Below are 15,564 nucleotides of genomic sequence, written 5' to 3' on the forward strand. Positions count from 1 at the left end.
TTTTTTAACATACGGAGTTGCTTGTGCCCTGAATTTTAAAGGGCTCAATGTGTAGAAATAATAAAGCGCATCTTTCTTCTCTAGAAAATCCGCAATGCGAGCTGCGTAATCTCGTGCTTGTTCACAACGAATATCTGTGGGTTTAATCGCTGGGTAACTACAAATAAAAGAACCGAGTACTCAAATATTTATGAGTAACTCGGTTTCATTTTAATTTAGTTCGTTTTTCACCTGCAATGCAAACTGTTCAATAGCTTCTCTATTCTGATAAAGAGTGACCCCAATACCAGAACGAGAACATCTTTATGAATAAAACTCTCCTTCATCAATCTACAATTGAAATTGGTAAACTTGTTCGTCAAGTAGCTCTCTTACATTCTCTAGTAGTAAAAATTACTGAGTCTTCGCACAATGATGCAAAGTCAACCATTGATTTATTTTTAGCTTATTATGATAAAGCTTTTTAAATTAGTTTAGATTAATAATTGCGGTATTATATAAAGTGATCCTATTACATATCCCTATGCTCTCCCAGCGCATCATAAAAAACCCTCCACAATTATGTCTAACAATTTGGGTGCAGTTCATTGATGTGAAAGGCAGTAGCAATTATGCGGAATAAGGGTACTTCTACTAAAAAAACTCACTTGAAATAAAAATCCATCGCGTTTTGATAAAGAATTTTCTCAACTGACATTGCATCAAACAATTCTTGAATAAGCTCAATATCTGCATAAGCAAAAGGTCTTTTTGCTCGTGTGGACGGCAAGTCTGTACCGAACATTAACGCTTCGGGATTGACAGCAAAAATAGATTTCAACGCATGTTCAACATCGAGCTCTACACGACCAAAACCTGTCGCCTTTACTCGTACACCTTTTTCTACAAGGCGCAACAAATGAGGTAAGCCTTCCTCGGATAACCCCAAATGATCAATTGAAATCGCCGGTAATTTTTCAATTGTTGGTGCAATTTCAGGCAAATTTTTTGCGTCAATATATAATTCACTATGCCAGCCAGCTAAATCATATACACGTCTCGCAAAGTAATCGAGCTTCGATAAATCTTCGGAGCCGCCGCGCTTCACATTGAATCGGAGTGCGCATACTCCTTTATTATGTAAATCTATAATCTCATCATCTGTAACCGAAAATGGAAGCTGTGTAACACCACAAAATGCTGATCCCATCTTCTCTAAAGCATTCACTAAATATGATTGATCAAAACCTTGAAAAGAACCGGATACAATTGCCCCACCTACAATAGGATACGTCGCTGTTTCTTTTTGATAATCTCCTACAACATAACTAGGTGGTACATACCCTTGATTTTCAGTAATCGGAAAATCAAAATCAATAATGTGAAAGTGTGCATCAAAAATTTTCATCTTACCGCCCCCTTTCTTATACTTTATCAAATATAGTACATAAATAAAATTTATATTTATTCATATATACCTATAATTTTTTCTTATCACACAGACCCGTTACAAGTCCTGCGAGAATCCCTCCAGCAAATGTCTTAAGCTAAAATAATATTCCTTATAATAAATACCTTAGCGCATTGCTGCCAGATGTAATTAACGCCAGAAGACCCGCAACCATAGCTTCCTGAAATATAGTCTTGAACAGCTGCTCGCTTTAATTCTTTTGGGTATGTATTATGATTTTTACTTCTATAAGGACTATCCTCTCCAAAAAAATATTCTACCAATCTTTGATTGTTCTAGAATCAACTATATATAATTCGGCCACCTCATTAAGAGTGAATTGGCCATTTTCATAAAAATTTAGGATCTCTAATTTTTCTTCTTTTGAAAAGCTATATTTTCTCATAAAAAACCTCCCCCATAGGCAAACAGATTTAATTTTTTAATCTGTCTACTTAATGGGGGAGCGTATTACGCTAATCTTAAAATAACAATAGAAGCGCTGATAACCGAAACATTTCCAATAGTTACATTGAGTAAAGCTATTGGGTTTATATAAATATTTCTTAATGTAAGAACATCTAATGCATTTAAAGTCGTGATTACTTGACCATTTTTCGTTGAGTTACCAGCATTGTCTCCATAATTGGAACCAGCTATTTGGTTGTTACCATTGAAAAGAGCAAACGCATTAGGGCCACCTGTAACGAACACCTCATAGGTAATAAGGTAAGTACCTGTTTGATTTATAATGATAGGCGCTGTTCCTGGTACATGTGTTACAAATCCTGCAGGAGTAATATTACCATTTGTATTGAAAGTAACTTGACCATTATTCGGGATAGCTGGTTGTGCAGTTGTATCATAAATATAAGCAGACCCTGGAAGCCCCGTACCTACAGGTTCTTGTGGGACTTGTAGTCCTTGACGACCATTTTTTTCTATACAACTTCCTTCGCAATCTTCCTGAATTCTACTAATTCTTTTATTAGTCAATCCCTTTTTGCTTCTATCAAAACTATCAAAACCCATTTTATCACCTCCTTGTTTTTACATTATTCAATAAAGGGACAAATGAAATAGACAATTTTACTAAAGCTGTATGAAAAAATTAGATTTTATTAAAAGACTACTAAACTAAGCGATTTTTTGAACAAGAGTATTTTTACATATTATTCTTAATAAAACATGTAAGCCAGGGCAATGCCTTATCTCTTAAAAAATATAAGCAGGTTAAGTTGTCTTGCCCCGGACACGTTTATGGGTCGCTGGTCGGTCGTCGGTTTTTCTGTCTTGGTAATTAATTGTTTTTAAAATATCAATGCAGAAAATCCTTCCCTCCTCACAGCCTTCGCTATAAGTAAAGTCAACCTTTTCTCGAAACGAGCACTTTCATGTACTTAATTGTACGAATCAATCATCTCTTTTTCTTTCTCATTCCTTACAAATTTAAAAATCCATTGTAAGTATTATCAAAATAAATTGTAGCCAAATTGTTAGAAGCTTACTAATAATATAGGTGCAGTTCAATATAGCTTTACTTTTTAAAAAATACATAGCTAAAATTAAAGAGTATCTGGTATCTTATAACAGTTTACCTTATGACATTGAAAAGCTTATATTTATTGAATACCACATCGTTCTACATAAAGCATTGGTCAGTTTATTTGTTAACCCAGAAGTATTATGTTTCTTTCCCCAATTCAAAAGGATTATGTATTCTTTATTATACTTTCATCTGACTGTGTACTGAATACGTTATTAGTAGCAATATAAACACCTACCAGCACCATTACCATCCCAACGATTTGTATCAACGTAATTGAGCTACCATACACAATTAACGCAAGCAATGTTGCTACAATTGGCGTCAAGTTTAAATATAAGCTCGCTTTACTACCTCCTAGGCTCTCTACACCCTTATTAAAAATAACATAGCCAATCAATGTCCCACATACAACCATATAAAACATTTCAATCCAACTTTGAATTGACATATTGACTACTTGACCCCAACCGCCTTCAAATACTGTACTGATTGCTAAGAAAACAGCCCCAGATAACATCATCATAGTATTCGATAACATCACTGGTATACCTTTAAGCATAGATTCACCCATTAGTGCATAAATAACTCCGCATAAAAGAGCCCCAACAAAAAGCAAATCTCCTAAGTTAAAAGAAAGAGAAAACAAATCAGAAAGTGACCCTTTGACAATAACAATAATTACTCCAATCATCGATATAGCTAAACCTGCTCCAGCTTTATTATTCCATTTTTCTTTACCTAACGTAACGGCCCCTAGCATAGTGAATACAGGCATTGCAGCTATAATTAACGCACCGTTTGTCGCAGAGGTATACTTCAATGCTGTAAAAAAGAAAGCATTGTAACCAAAAATTCCAATAAAGCCAATAAATAACAAACCTTTCCATCTACCTCGGATTACTTGCCACTGCCATTCTTTCTGAATTGTTATGATTGAAACGAGTATTATTCCTGTTATGCCGAAACGTAGCGTAGCTGCAACAAGTGGTGGAACTTCCGTAATGACATGCTTCGCTGTCACAAATGCTCCACCCCAAAACAAAGGCACGAGCAACATTAATAAATAAATATTTTTTGATTGATTTTTGTTCTTACTCTTCATTATTTAATCCTCCTAATATTCCGAACATAGTTCATATGTTTAAAAGCTTAAACATATGAACTGTAATTATAAAAAAGAACAAATCAATAGCTTTGTTCAATAGATTGAATTAACTCTTTGATTTGTTTTAGAAACTCATTAGAACTCAATGAATAATATTTTTCATTTCCATTTCGGTTAAAAGTAATTAAACCTGCTTGTCTTAAAATTTTTAAATGATGGGATACAGCTGGTCTAGAAAGCTCTATTCTTTCTGTTAATTGATTTACATTTAAGCTATCATGTGTCAGTAAAAGCATGATGATTTGTTGACGATTTACATCACCAAGTGCTTGAAAAATGGGGGTTGATAATTTAAACTTCTCAAGAACTAGCTCTTTGTTATCGCAATTAAAATTTCCCATAATACCTCCTCTATGTTTAAATTTTTAAACATAATTATTTTTAATTAAAAAACATAATTTGTCAAGTTACTCTTTATTTTCACTTAAAACCTTATAGATCATTGCTTCTAAATGGATACAGCGATAAATCTTTTAAAAAGCTTCTTTTATCTAAACGAAAAAAGCTAGGTCCACAAAAAAATTGTGAATACCTAGCTTTTTTTATGCGTGTTCATTTGTTAACCATGACATCACTAGTTTACCATATTATTCTATTTATGTCTAAACAAACTGTGAACTTTTTTCGATTTTTGCTATATAGTTAACGCTAGGCACTCAAATCGAACTTATTTGTCGCTAGGAAAATCATGTTATTAGCTTTTATATGGAACTTTTATTCTTATTCACTCTTCATATGTTTGACTTCTTCGGCCATACTCGAAAGCTTCATGAGCGTTTTCCAATTACGGACAGTTGCTGGAATCTCAAGCTTTTTTAGATTATTGCCTAGTTTGGAATTTCGAATGCTGTCATAAAATAAAAGATATACATCCCTTCCGTTTATGACACTGAGTTCTCTTTCGTTTGCATAGGATAAAAACTTGTCACTATTGACTTTTGAAGGAGCTGTCGGCAATAAAGCAACATGCAAAGATTCCCCTTTACATGTACGATCCGCTTCTGAAATCTCCTGATCTGAAAAAGGAGTTTGACTAATAATTTGCTGTAATTCCTCTGCCGTCCTAATGACAACAACGCTAGATACCCCAAAATCATCTTTAATTTTATCGTGAATTTTCGTTTGTAAAAGCTCCTCGGTTTCATCTGATTCAAAAAGGATGTTTCCACTTTGAATATATGTCTTCACATTATGTAATCCTAATTGCTCAAGTGAATTTCTTAATTCTGCCATAATTATTTTATTATACCCACCTACATTAATTCCTCTAAGTAATGCAATATATATAGTCATACTATCTACCTTTCTATTTACTCTTTATTTACTAATAAAAGCCCTATATTGCGTCAAAGGCTTATCCACAAGAATCAATAATAATTTGAAGAAAAAAGAAAAGACACCCATAATGAGTGTCCATATACATTTTTTCTTATCGATAAGAATCATGTGTAGGTTGAAACAAGTCTTCTTCTGAATTTCTAACAACAGAAAAGTGTTCGACATTGTAATGACCATGAAGTGTATGATTATGATGCTTGATAATATGTTCTGCACTTAAAACATCATTGTCCACAGTTGAATGCCCATCCCCAACTAACGTGACATCCAAACCACTAATAGTCGCAGTTCTTACTGCACTATCAATGCAGTGCTGCGTCGAACAGCCCATCACAACAACATGTGAAACTTCTTGAGATTGCAAATGATTTAACAAGTCAGTCCCATGGAAGCAATTCGTTGCTTTTTTATCGAAAATCTTTGCTTCATGAGGAACTTTAATGCCATTATGAATTTCGAATCCTTTTCCTTTACCTTCCGCAACATCAAGATCTCTTACAAATGCAACTGGAACATTGGAATTCCTTGCTTTATCAATGACTAAATTGATAGTTCTAATAAGTTGTTCTTTATTAAAAACAGCTTTTTCTTTCTCATTACCATCCAATAATTCTTGCTGAGCATCAATAATAAGTAACGCCTGATTCAAATAATTTTCCCCTTTCAATCTGAGAAAACGCTATCTAATTATTAGTTAGACGGTTTTCCCCTTTTTGTTTATCACGCTAACATAATTTTTAACCATACTATCTCCCCTTAAATGAATTTGTCATTTAAGACTAATTAATTTTACCATTTATTCCAAAAAGGTAACAGCTGATAAAATGGAACTTCTCATGCTCATCACCAAAACGTCTGATTGTTCCTACTGTGCGCTTTCCAGAGGGCGTCGGTCTCCACTCTATTCAGTTTTAACAAATGTCATCCTTCAACTTTGATCATGAGCCACATCTCACTTAAATCTTCATACTATTACAATGATTAAGTATGTATGTCATACATTGAACCGTATCATCAATGCGTTGTTTTTTCGAATTATAATAACGTATATTTGAACCTTCTCGAATACTAATAGCTTCGTTAATAATTTCATGAAATTCCTCAGGTAAATGATGTATAGCAAATTTACATGCATCTACTTTTGAAACAATATCATTTTCTGTTAATGTGTAAAATTGTCGTAACATCCCAGTAATTGACCATTCTACTTCTTCATCAACTAATTTTTTTGGTATCACAAATGCCATAGTTTTATATTTTTCCATCGTTTTCAATCTATTCGCCCAATAACTGTTCATGTTTTGCAAAACATGATCAACCAGCACTCTTTCATCTACACTAAAGTTAGAGGTTGCTATATCCGGCCCTAAAACGGTAATCCCTTTATTTTTTAAAACCCACCAAGTAATTGGGTTAATATCATCATTAGTCCAATTTGTTTTGCCTTCATTTACCTTTAGACAGCCTTTAACCACACTCTGTTTCTTTCCGACATCCCCAAATAGAATATAACTTCCATCCATCCCTATTTCCTTATATTTTCGATTTAATTCTTTGTGAAGGTCGGATATCACTTTCGCATCTTCTTCAGTTAAGGTTCTGTTTACAACTGTAATAAAATCGATATCACTAGACCCGTTTATGTAAGCGTTAAGAGCAATTGAACCATGTAAATAGAACCCTTCCATTATATTCGGCATTTTATTTTGAAATAGGGTCAAATATTCATTTATAACTGTTTGAACCGGAATAGGAATTCTAGAATCCATAAAAACTCTCCTTTTCATCAAATAATACTTATATTACCAAAACGACTACCTGATTTACAATTATTGATAATAAAGTGATTATCAGAGATGAAATTTTTTCAAACTTTGCCCGTTTGATCTTCGCTCCTACTGGACGTCCATAGAAAAGCCGCTGTCGAAACGGAAATCACCCCTACGTTTTGATAAAGAGCCAATATGGAGTATCTTTTAAAAATTCATTGGGTATTCTAATGATTAGATAAGGGGTGGGAAAATTTGTTTTCAAGTTATTTACAAATAGTTGTTCAAACAATTATTACTTTTTTTGTCCTGCTTACACTTGCGAGGTTTTTAGGTAAAAAACAACTAAGTCACTTAACCTTCTTTAACTACGTAACTGGTATTACAATTGGTTCTATTGCAGCCAATATGGTAATTTTAAAAACAATTCTATTCACAAAATTTTTAGTAAGCTTAATTGTTTGGTGCGGGCTTACTAGTTTAATTAGTTACATCGCTCTAAAATCCGGAAAAGCAAGAGTTATACTTGATGGACAACCGACCATTGTTATTAAAAAAGGAAAAATAGATAGAGCAGCTTTAGCAAGCACAAAAATAAATATTGATGACCTTACGATGATGATTAGACAGTATCAAGTTTTCTCTATTACAGAAATTGACTATGCTATTTTAGAACCAAATGGCATGCTTAGTATTTTGAAAAAGCCTGAATTTCAAAACACCCAAAAGACTGATTTAAAAATCTATCCTTCAGCTCCGGCTTTTATCCCTCTTGAAATCATCACAGATGGGAAGCTATTGCCACGAAATTTACTGGAAGTTGGAAAAAGTAGAGAATGGCTAGATAATGAATTAAATAAGGCAAATGTTAAAACAATCCAAGAAGTTTTATATGCAGAAATTCAACCAGACGGAAACATATTTATCCAAAAAATTGATTAAGAAGAGTTTCTTATTCAATTGCTTCCCAGCGCCTAAAACTTGACAAAAAAATTTTTTTATGCAATAATTTACTTTTATTATATTTATTTGTACAATAGGATTCTCCTGGCCGGGGGAATCCTATTTTTTTTGAAGGAGTGTATTTGCATGAACAAAGGTGAATCCAGTTTAACTTCATTAATCTCAGCTTTTAGTAGAGCTTATCATAGTCAATTCGATACCCCTAAAATTTTTGATGACTATCTAGCAAAAGAGTTAATCACACAACAAGAGTTCCAAGACATTCAAACAAACATGATTCAAGGCATCCAGTTTTTCAACAAAGAAATTGCAGAAAAACTAAATGGACAAAATGAAGAGCTCTTAAAATGGATTGTGCAAACTCAACTCTCCCCTACTCCCTTGGCACGTGCAGCATATTGTGAAAAAGTTGTGCACAATGAAGTCATGTTAGGTTTACAGCAATATGTCATACTCGGAGCAGGATTAGACACATTTAGCTTAAGACACCCTGAATTTGAAAACATTTTAGAAATCTTTGAAATTGATCACCCTGCAACACAGCAGTTTAAAAAGAAAAGATTGACTGAAGTTGAAATAACGCTTCCAAGTAATGTACATTACATTTCGATGGATTTCACAAAAAAGTTTTCCTATCAACATCTAATGGATAACGGCTTTGACAATAAAAAAACGTTCTTTAGTCTACTAGGTGTTTCCTATTATTTAACGAAAGAGGAAACGTCAAGCTTACTTAATCATTTGTTTGCCAATGTACCGTCTGGAAGTTCCATCGTATTAGATTATGCAGATGAAAAATTATTTACTGAAAAAGGAATTTCAAATCGAGTAGATAATATGGTGAAAATGGCTGCAGCTAGTGGTGAACCAATGAAATCATGTTTTACTTATAAAGAAATGGAAAAAATGTTAGAAAACTCAGGCTTACTAATTTATGAGCATTTATCTCCAAATACAATTAATGAACTTTATTTTGACAATCGAGAAGATTATTTAACAGCCTTTGAAACAATTCACTACATTCACGCTGTGAAAAAATAAGTAAAATTTCGGAAGAATCAAATGCAATTTAATCGATCTTCTAAAGAAAACAGTGTTATTGCACCATCAGGCAGCGGTTTCCTTGCTGTTTTTATTTTAGAAGGTGAACGATATGTAAGATATGAACGGTGCAATATTGTGCAATCCATCCTGAAATTGCAGTTTTATGTGGTAAGGGGGAAAGGCGTGAAACAAAGACATAAAGAAGATTAACTGGCATCGTGATAGAATCTGAACACTTAAATCCCGCAGCGTTTATGCCTACAAAATTAATTATCGATATTTTCTGAATATTTTTCAGGCAATTAACTATGCAAGAATAACATCGTATCATATTTTAGTAATGTAAGATGGTTTAGTCTTACACCTCCCAAGCTTTGTTACTAAGGGTCACTTATTATTATAGGTGACCCTCTATAAATTTACTATTCAATTAATAGTGTTTATATATAGTTTATTGACAAACTCCCAATGGATTTCCGTCTGGATCATAAAAGGTAAAAAATTTCGTCTCACATTAATGATCGGTATGTTTCTTCAATGTTATGCGTAATAAAATTAAAGAACTTCCCTACCCCAAAATTATTATCTGGGAAATTTAGTGGTATATGATTTTTTGCTTTTAATAAACAAACAACAGTTTGAGATTCTGCATCAATTTTCATTACTGCAGCGCCTTCTTCTAAATACAGAAGTGAAAACCCAAGTTTCTCCTCATACCATTTTGCAGATAGGTCGGGGTTCTTAATTGGAATAAATATCGCTTCTACACCTTTCAATATAGGTTTACTCATATTTTCCCTCCTTGTAATTTTCTTTAAAAATAGGGCTCAGCTCACTCCACACATCAAACTTATTTCCGTCTACATCATAAAAAACAAAATTTCTTCCCGTATGGCCCCTATTCTCAACTTTTCCAACTTTAATTCCTTTATCGATAAAACCTTTTCGAATAGTCTCCAATGCACTTAATCCATCCACCTCAAAGGCTATTGAAAAATGTTCTTCCCCATAGCCATTAATGAAATTAGAGCTTTGATTGTTCATGGATTTAACAAGAAAAAAACTTTGATTGGCAAAATTAACAATCGCTTTATCACTATCCTGGTAACAGCGTTCTGCACCCAATTTACTTACATACTATTCACATGACCGTTCTACATTACTGACTGGAATATAAGTCGTTCCTACTCTAATTAACATTTCACTCATTCACTCACCCTCTCCAATGTCTCAAGTAAAATATTCTATGCTCTTCCTTTATATCCCTTGTTACAATTTCGTCCTCACAAAATGCTAAATTTGGATTACAGTCTAAAACGGCCAGACTCAATTTCGAGTTCTGGTCATTATGAAATGATAAGTGTCAAAGTAAGCGAACCTAATAAAAACAGTATAGATTCTCCCCATACATTGACTCGAATGATTATTCCCTCTTCTGTAGATTAACTTTACAAATAAAAAATTGATTCTATATATATTATATAGAAAGAGAATTATATAAGGCACTTTAATATCCAAGTGTATTTGATCCATAGAAAGATGTGTGCTGTCGGAGATAAAATATATTCTTTTGGAGGAATTTTGAAATATGGAACAAAAAAAAATAACCTTATGGCGGCCTAAAGGTTTTTTGCAGTGGCTATTAACAGGCATTTCAGTAATACTAACACTTCTTACCGCCATGATAACGTATGCCATTTTTCATACAACTAATATTCTTAGTGTAATTGGTTTCCTTGGAACGCTTGCATTGTACACTCCATGGTTTTTATTAATATTTACATTTTTTATCATAGTACTATTAATACTTGCTTTATGGCAGAAAGCTAAAATCGCTCAATTCATGTTGATTTCGCTCTTGTTAATAAATGTATTTCTAACTGTGGAGCCAATTATAGAAATGAAGAACTATGCTAAAAAAGAAAATGTTCACGTTTCACTTTACTCTCACTTTTTTTACAAAAAAGAAATATCATCAAAGTTTACAAAAGATATTATATTTGGAAAAACTACAGATGGCGTTGAGTTAAAGCTTGATGTGTGGCCAGCTAATGAAAAATTGGAAAACACACGTACCCCAGCTGTTATAAAGGTACATGGTGGTGGATGGGTTGAGGGCAGTAAAGCGAGTGCCCCATATTTAAATCAATGGTTAAGTGAATTAGGATTTACTGTTTTTGATATAGACTATCGCATGCCTCCCCAAGCAGGATGGAAAGATGAGGTAGCTGATGTGAAATCAGCAATAGGGTGGGTAGTAGAACATGCGGATACTTATAAAATTGATCCTAAAAAAATAAACTTAATGGGTGATTCAGCAGGTGGAAATCTAGCTATGCTCGCTGCTTATAGTATGGGAGACACAACTTTACCACCGTCCACCAATGTACCATCAGTACCTATTAATACAGTGATAAACTTTTATGGACCGTCAGATATGACAAAATTTTATGAGAATAATCCTAGTCCAGGCTATGTGCAAAATGTTATGAAAGAGTATATAAGGGGCACACCTTCACAATTTCCTGATCGTTATCAAAAGCTTTCTCCTATCAATTATATCGGGGGGCACACACCACCTACCATTATGTTTTTAGGCACGAGCGACAGTCTTGTCCCAACAGAACAAGCTAAAATATTGGGCAAGGAACTTTCCATGAATCATGTTCATCATGAGATCTATTATCTTCCGAAAGCTGAACATGTTTATGATGGAGTACTAGGTAGTTTGAATACCCAAATTACGTACGAGAAGCTCAAGACATTCCTTCAGAAATATAACAAATAACATGCTAAAAAAATTGATTTAATAATTATAGTGGCCCCTGTTAAGCAAAAAACGTAATGAAGTAACCTGCCTGTAGTGGACTTTCACCACCAAGTTGTTGAGCATGCTTAAGCAAATTACCAAAAGAACCAGACTCCACCTCGAGTTCTGGCCCTTCTTTTTTTACATTTAACTATACTTTGCTTTGAACAATTATTGGTCACTATACTTGAAAGTTTTTAATGAAATAATAAGTGTCAATGCTAAGCATCCTATTAAAAGGAGTAAAGATTCTCCCCATGTACTAAAATTATTTATAAATGCAGCTTTAATCCCATTTAAAAACCATTCAAATGGATTTATCAGACTAATATATTTTATAAAGCTTGGCGCCTTTTCCATTGTAAAAAATGCATTGCTACAAAGTAACATTGGTATCATCAGTACATTGGCAGTCATACTTAAATGTCCCTCGTTTTTCACTAGACTTGATATTAAAAAGCTTAAAAAAACAAAACCTAATGAGGCTATTAGAATAATCGGTGTCATATATAAGAAGATATTAAAAGATACATCTAGACGATTGATAACGATAGAAAATAAAAGCACTATATAAGATAAGATAATGGCAACTATTGCCCACGAACTTGAAATACTAATGATATATTTCCATAAAGGCATAGGCGTAGCGTGAAGTAAATTATAAACACCTCTTTTTCTTTGCGATAACGCTATAAAAGCAGTGGTCATAAACGAATAAAAAAATACACTCATGGCAATGATTCCTTCTACATAATTTGCTGCATAGTTCGGTACAAATAACCTTAGCGCAATTATCGCAGCAAATGGCATTAATATTGACCAAAATAGTAAATACATATCTTTTATACTCGATTTCAAATTTAATACGAAAACAGCCTTCATTTTCTCGCTCCTCACATTGTTAATTCAAAAAATAATTCTTCTAAATTTTGAGTTTGGTAGTGCTCCATTAAACTATCAGGTGAACCATTTGCAATTATTTTTCCATGATGCATCATCAACACTCTGTCAGCCACGTTCATTACCTCCAACATATCGTGGGAAGAAAATAAGACGGCAACCCCGCTATCTTTTAAACGTTTAATGATTTGTTGAATTTCTCGCTGTCCTCTTGGATCTAATCCTGCAGAAGGTTCATCCAAAATCACAAGTTTAGGATTATGCAAAGTTGTCACGATAATTGCCAGGCGCTTTTGCTGTCCTAATGACAGTTTAATTGCAGGCATTTTTTTCACCTGCAATAGATCAAAAGCTGCAAGTTTTTCATCTATCAGCATTTTTGTTAGCGAAACTCCATAAAATGCAGCAAATAATTTCAGATTATCCTCTACAGAATAGCCTTCGAAAAAAGGTGTTGTTTGAAGTTGCGTACCTATTTCCTTTTTGTAATCAGATGTCCAGTATTTAATTGTTCCACTGTCCTGAGGAATAATGCCAAGAAGCATACCGATAGTTGTTGTTTTACCAGCACCATTTGTGCCCACTAAAGCTACTATCTCCCCCTCATTAATATCAACATCTATATGATCAACGACACATCTAGTTTTATAACTTTTCATTAATTGACTAGCGTTAATTAACTTCTTCATATTTTCTCCCCTTTATTTATTGTTGTATATTCAACGTTGAACATATAGCTATTTTTTAACTCCCTCATTCGAGGGAGTTATTTTTTTTCATAATATTAATAGCTTGATGTACAAATTTTGACTGCACTTTCACAATTTCTAGCATATTATCAAATGCTAGTTGTGTTAATTCCGGTAATTCTCCTTGCATGGCAATTAATTTCGCCTCATAACCAGCATTGATAGCCTGCTCTTCTTGCTCTAAAATTTTTTTCTGCTTTTCTAATGCTTCCACAGCTTTAGCTTTTGGCAGTTTAAACGCAAAGGATACACCAGAATACAAAGTTGTAGGATAAACTACAGAGGATTTTTCAAGCGCCTCGATAATTAATTCTTGCTCATGCTCCCTGCCCTTTTCAGTAATTTGGTAAATTGCTTTTTGTCTATGACCTGTGGATTCTATACTAGCTAACTCTATATAGCCATCTTTTTCAAGCTTCTTTAAAGCATTATAGATCGAGCCGATTAGCACACCACCCCATCGTTCTGCGTCATTTAATTCAAGCATTACTTTAATATCATAGCCAGTCATTGGTTTTAGCCCCAACATAGCAAGAACTAATAGCCTTGTCATAATAATCACCTTTTTATATTCAACGTTGAATAAGTTGAATATACCGTTTCTCGATTTTTTTGTCAATTGTCTTTATAATTATTTTTGAAATGTTGTAAAAATCTAAATTCGCTATAATAAAGTTTTTTATGATAAAATACTTTATATTGCGCCATCAAAGGGGCATGTTCCAATTCAAGCTGTAGCAAATTTATTTGCTACAGCTCTTTTTTTTTTCAATATATTATTCTTATTATCTAATTCCCATTTTGCAATTTAACCTAATGATTCACTAAGATTATTACTTACTCGCCAGGCATTTTGTAAAAATTCATGAAACGTTAGTATATTCGGTTCATCTGAACGTACTTTTAAATTAATGGCTGATGTTATTATTGATGCTGAAATATGTTGGAGAATCGTGATCGAACCGTCATTTATTTCATTCTCAATAGCATTTTGACCTAAAATCGCATAGCCAGTTCCGTTCAACACGGCACGCTTTATCATCTCATCACTTCCACCAACCATAATAGTGGACTAAGGTTGATAATCGGCTTTTTTGAAGTATTGTTCTATGATATTGCTGAAACTACAATGATAGCCATAGGAGATAAAGGTAGCTTCTCTTAAAATTTCATGAAATTTACTAATATCGATATCATTACACTCATTCGCTATAATGGCGATATCTGCCACATGGTCTCGCACACTTTTGATAGCGTGTACACTATTGGGACTTGTTCTTGCTAGTGTTTGTTCTGCACTTATGTCAAATGCTTCAGGAGCTATTTTTGCCTCTGCAACCCTAATTACGAATGATATTATTAAAGTTTACGTAAAAAAAGAAATGACTGATAGAGATATCATCAATACATCGCGAATCGTCATACTCGGCTTAGGTGGATTAGCCATCATTTTTTCAGTATGGATCCAAAATATACTCGTAGCATTGGACATGGCCTATGCAATTTTATCAGGTGCTATCTTTGTACCTCTCATCATCGGTCTTTATTGGAAGCGTGTAACAAGTAAAGCTGCTTTCTATTCTATTATTGCTAGTTCACTAGTTATCTTTATTTCATTTATTATTTTTGGCATTACTTCTACACTTCCGATTATTTATGGTTTAATTACTGGACTCGTCGTTATTATAGGTTTCACGCTTATTATTCCTGAAAATAACATTGAGGTGAGCAAAAAAGATACGACAATTTACAAGTAAACATTTATAGAAAGTTTCAATTTCACACAAACTTAATGTAAGCTGCATTCCAAAGTTAAACACATCTAACTATTGGAGATGCAGTTTTTTTA

General features: G+C 33.5%; 19 protein-coding genes and 2 pseudogenes. 6 read left to right on the top strand and 15 right to left on the bottom strand.

What is annotated here, in order from left to right:
- Positions 1–305: 305 nt before the first annotated feature.
- Entirely contained in the window at positions 306–467 is a 162-nt protein-coding gene (locus tag ABNX05_RS01975) for a hypothetical protein (RefSeq protein ID WP_349658150.1), read from the top strand.
- Between the two features lie 176 nt (positions 468–643).
- Here ABNX05_RS01975 and ABNX05_RS01980 read toward each other — a convergent pair whose 3' ends face one another.
- The 9 genes from ABNX05_RS01980 to ABNX05_RS02020 all read right to left on the bottom strand — a co-directional run bounded on the left by ABNX05_RS01980 (position 644) and on the right by ABNX05_RS02020 (position 7,250).
- Positions 644–1,387 carry an amidohydrolase family protein gene (locus tag ABNX05_RS01980; protein ID WP_349658151.1) on the bottom strand — a complete coding sequence of 248 codons (744 nt, stop codon included), beginning with the start codon at positions 1,385–1,387 and terminating at the stop codon, positions 644–646.
- A gap of 134 nt (positions 1,388–1,521) precedes the next feature.
- Complete coding sequence (locus ABNX05_RS01985; RefSeq protein ID WP_349658152.1) at positions 1,522–1,713, bottom strand: hypothetical protein; 192 nt, start codon at positions 1,711–1,713, stop codon at positions 1,522–1,524.
- Positions 1,707–1,835 (bottom strand): transposase, encoded by a 129-nt coding sequence (locus ABNX05_RS01990; protein ID WP_349658153.1) that lies wholly within the window; start codon positions 1,833–1,835, stop codon positions 1,707–1,709. Before ABNX05_RS01990 ends, ABNX05_RS01985 begins: the two co-directional genes overlap by 7 nt.
- A 65-nt stretch (positions 1,836–1,900) precedes the next feature.
- On the bottom strand, positions 1,901–2,461 hold the full coding sequence (locus ABNX05_RS01995; RefSeq protein ID WP_349658154.1) for a hypothetical protein: 561 nt from the start codon (positions 2,459–2,461) through the stop codon (positions 1,901–1,903).
- A 680-nt stretch (positions 2,462–3,141) separates the two neighbouring features.
- Complete coding sequence (locus ABNX05_RS02000) at positions 3,142–4,080, bottom strand: DMT family transporter (RefSeq protein ID WP_349658155.1); 939 nt, start codon at positions 4,078–4,080, stop codon at positions 3,142–3,144.
- Between the two features lie 83 nt (positions 4,081–4,163).
- Positions 4,164–4,484, bottom strand: coding sequence for an ArsR/SmtB family transcription factor (locus ABNX05_RS02005; RefSeq protein WP_349658156.1), 321 nt, complete (start codon positions 4,482–4,484; stop codon positions 4,164–4,166).
- A gap of 379 nt (positions 4,485–4,863) precedes the next feature.
- On the bottom strand, positions 4,864–5,436 hold the full coding sequence (locus tag ABNX05_RS02010; protein ID WP_349658157.1) for a DUF1697 domain-containing protein: 573 nt from the start codon (positions 5,434–5,436) through the stop codon (positions 4,864–4,866).
- Between the two features lie 136 nt (positions 5,437–5,572).
- Complete coding sequence (locus ABNX05_RS02015) at positions 5,573–6,130, bottom strand: cysteine hydrolase family protein (protein ID WP_349658158.1); 558 nt, start codon at positions 6,128–6,130, stop codon at positions 5,573–5,575.
- A 307-nt stretch (positions 6,131–6,437) separates the two neighbouring features.
- Complete coding sequence (locus ABNX05_RS02020; RefSeq protein WP_349658159.1) at positions 6,438–7,250, bottom strand: aminoglycoside adenylyltransferase domain-containing protein; 813 nt, start codon at positions 7,248–7,250, stop codon at positions 6,438–6,440.
- Positions 7,251–7,505: 255 nt separating this feature from the next.
- On the opposite strand from ABNX05_RS02020, the gene ABNX05_RS02025 reads away from it, so the two are divergent.
- The 3 genes from ABNX05_RS02025 to ABNX05_RS02035 all read left to right on the top strand — a co-directional run bounded on the left by ABNX05_RS02025 (position 7,506) and on the right by ABNX05_RS02035 (position 9,467).
- Entirely contained in the window at positions 7,506–8,192 is a 687-nt protein-coding gene (locus ABNX05_RS02025; protein ID WP_349658160.1) for a DUF421 domain-containing protein, read from the top strand.
- Between the two features lie 147 nt (positions 8,193–8,339).
- The gene (locus ABNX05_RS02030; protein ID WP_349658161.1) at positions 8,340–9,254 is read left to right on the top strand and encodes a class I SAM-dependent methyltransferase; all 915 of its coding nucleotides are present in this window, start codon (positions 8,340–8,342) and stop codon (positions 9,252–9,254) included.
- 21 nt (positions 9,255–9,275) lie between these two features.
- Positions 9,276–9,467: a hypothetical protein gene (locus ABNX05_RS02035; RefSeq protein WP_349658162.1), complete on the top strand. Its 192-nt coding sequence runs from the start codon at positions 9,276–9,278 to the stop codon at positions 9,465–9,467.
- Positions 9,468–9,708: 241 nt separating this feature from the next.
- Here the strand turns inward: ABNX05_RS02035 and ABNX05_RS02040 are convergent.
- Both ABNX05_RS02040 and ABNX05_RS02045 read right to left on the bottom strand, forming a co-directional pair.
- Positions 9,709–10,048: pseudogene (locus ABNX05_RS02040) on the bottom strand (VOC family protein).
- Positions 10,041–10,466, bottom strand: a pseudogene (locus tag ABNX05_RS02045) (VOC family protein). Before ABNX05_RS02045 ends, ABNX05_RS02040 begins: the two co-directional pseudogenes overlap by 8 nt.
- 379 nt (positions 10,467–10,845) lie before the next feature.
- On the opposite strand from ABNX05_RS02045, the gene ABNX05_RS02050 reads away from it, so the two are divergent.
- Positions 10,846–12,045 carry an alpha/beta hydrolase fold domain-containing protein gene (locus ABNX05_RS02050; RefSeq protein ID WP_349658163.1) on the top strand — a complete coding sequence of 400 codons (1,200 nt, stop codon included), beginning with the start codon at positions 10,846–10,848 and terminating at the stop codon, positions 12,043–12,045.
- A 192-nt stretch (positions 12,046–12,237) separates the two neighbouring features.
- On the opposite strand, the gene ABNX05_RS02055 is transcribed toward ABNX05_RS02050, so the two are convergent.
- The 4 genes from ABNX05_RS02055 to ABNX05_RS02070 all read right to left on the bottom strand — a co-directional run bounded on the left by ABNX05_RS02055 (position 12,238) and on the right by ABNX05_RS02070 (position 14,757).
- The gene (locus ABNX05_RS02055) at positions 12,238–12,948 is read right to left on the bottom strand and encodes an ABC transporter permease (RefSeq protein WP_349658164.1); all 711 of its coding nucleotides are present in this window, start codon (positions 12,946–12,948) and stop codon (positions 12,238–12,240) included.
- A gap of 11 nt (positions 12,949–12,959) precedes the next feature.
- Positions 12,960–13,655, bottom strand: a complete 696-nt coding sequence (locus ABNX05_RS02060) for an ABC transporter ATP-binding protein (protein WP_349658165.1) — start codon at positions 13,653–13,655, stop codon at positions 12,960–12,962.
- A 64-nt stretch (positions 13,656–13,719) separates the two neighbouring features.
- Positions 13,720–14,268 (bottom strand): PadR family transcriptional regulator, encoded by a 549-nt coding sequence (locus tag ABNX05_RS02065; RefSeq protein ID WP_349658166.1) that lies wholly within the window; start codon positions 14,266–14,268, stop codon positions 13,720–13,722.
- Positions 14,269–14,523: 255 nt separating this feature from the next.
- A complete protein-coding gene (locus ABNX05_RS02070; RefSeq protein ID WP_349658167.1) occupies positions 14,524–14,757 on the bottom strand; it encodes a hypothetical protein in 234 nt (77 codons plus the stop codon).
- Between the two features lie 172 nt (positions 14,758–14,929).
- Between ABNX05_RS02070 and ABNX05_RS02075 the strand changes: the two genes are divergently transcribed.
- A complete protein-coding gene (locus ABNX05_RS02075) occupies positions 14,930–15,472 on the top strand; it encodes a sodium:solute symporter family transporter (protein WP_349658168.1) in 543 nt (180 codons plus the stop codon).
- Positions 15,473–15,564 lie beyond the last annotated feature (92 nt).

Source organism: Lysinibacillus zambalensis (assembly GCF_040183165.1).
Taxonomy (GTDB): Bacteria; Bacillota; Bacilli; order Bacillales_A; family Planococcaceae; genus Lysinibacillus; species Lysinibacillus zambalensis.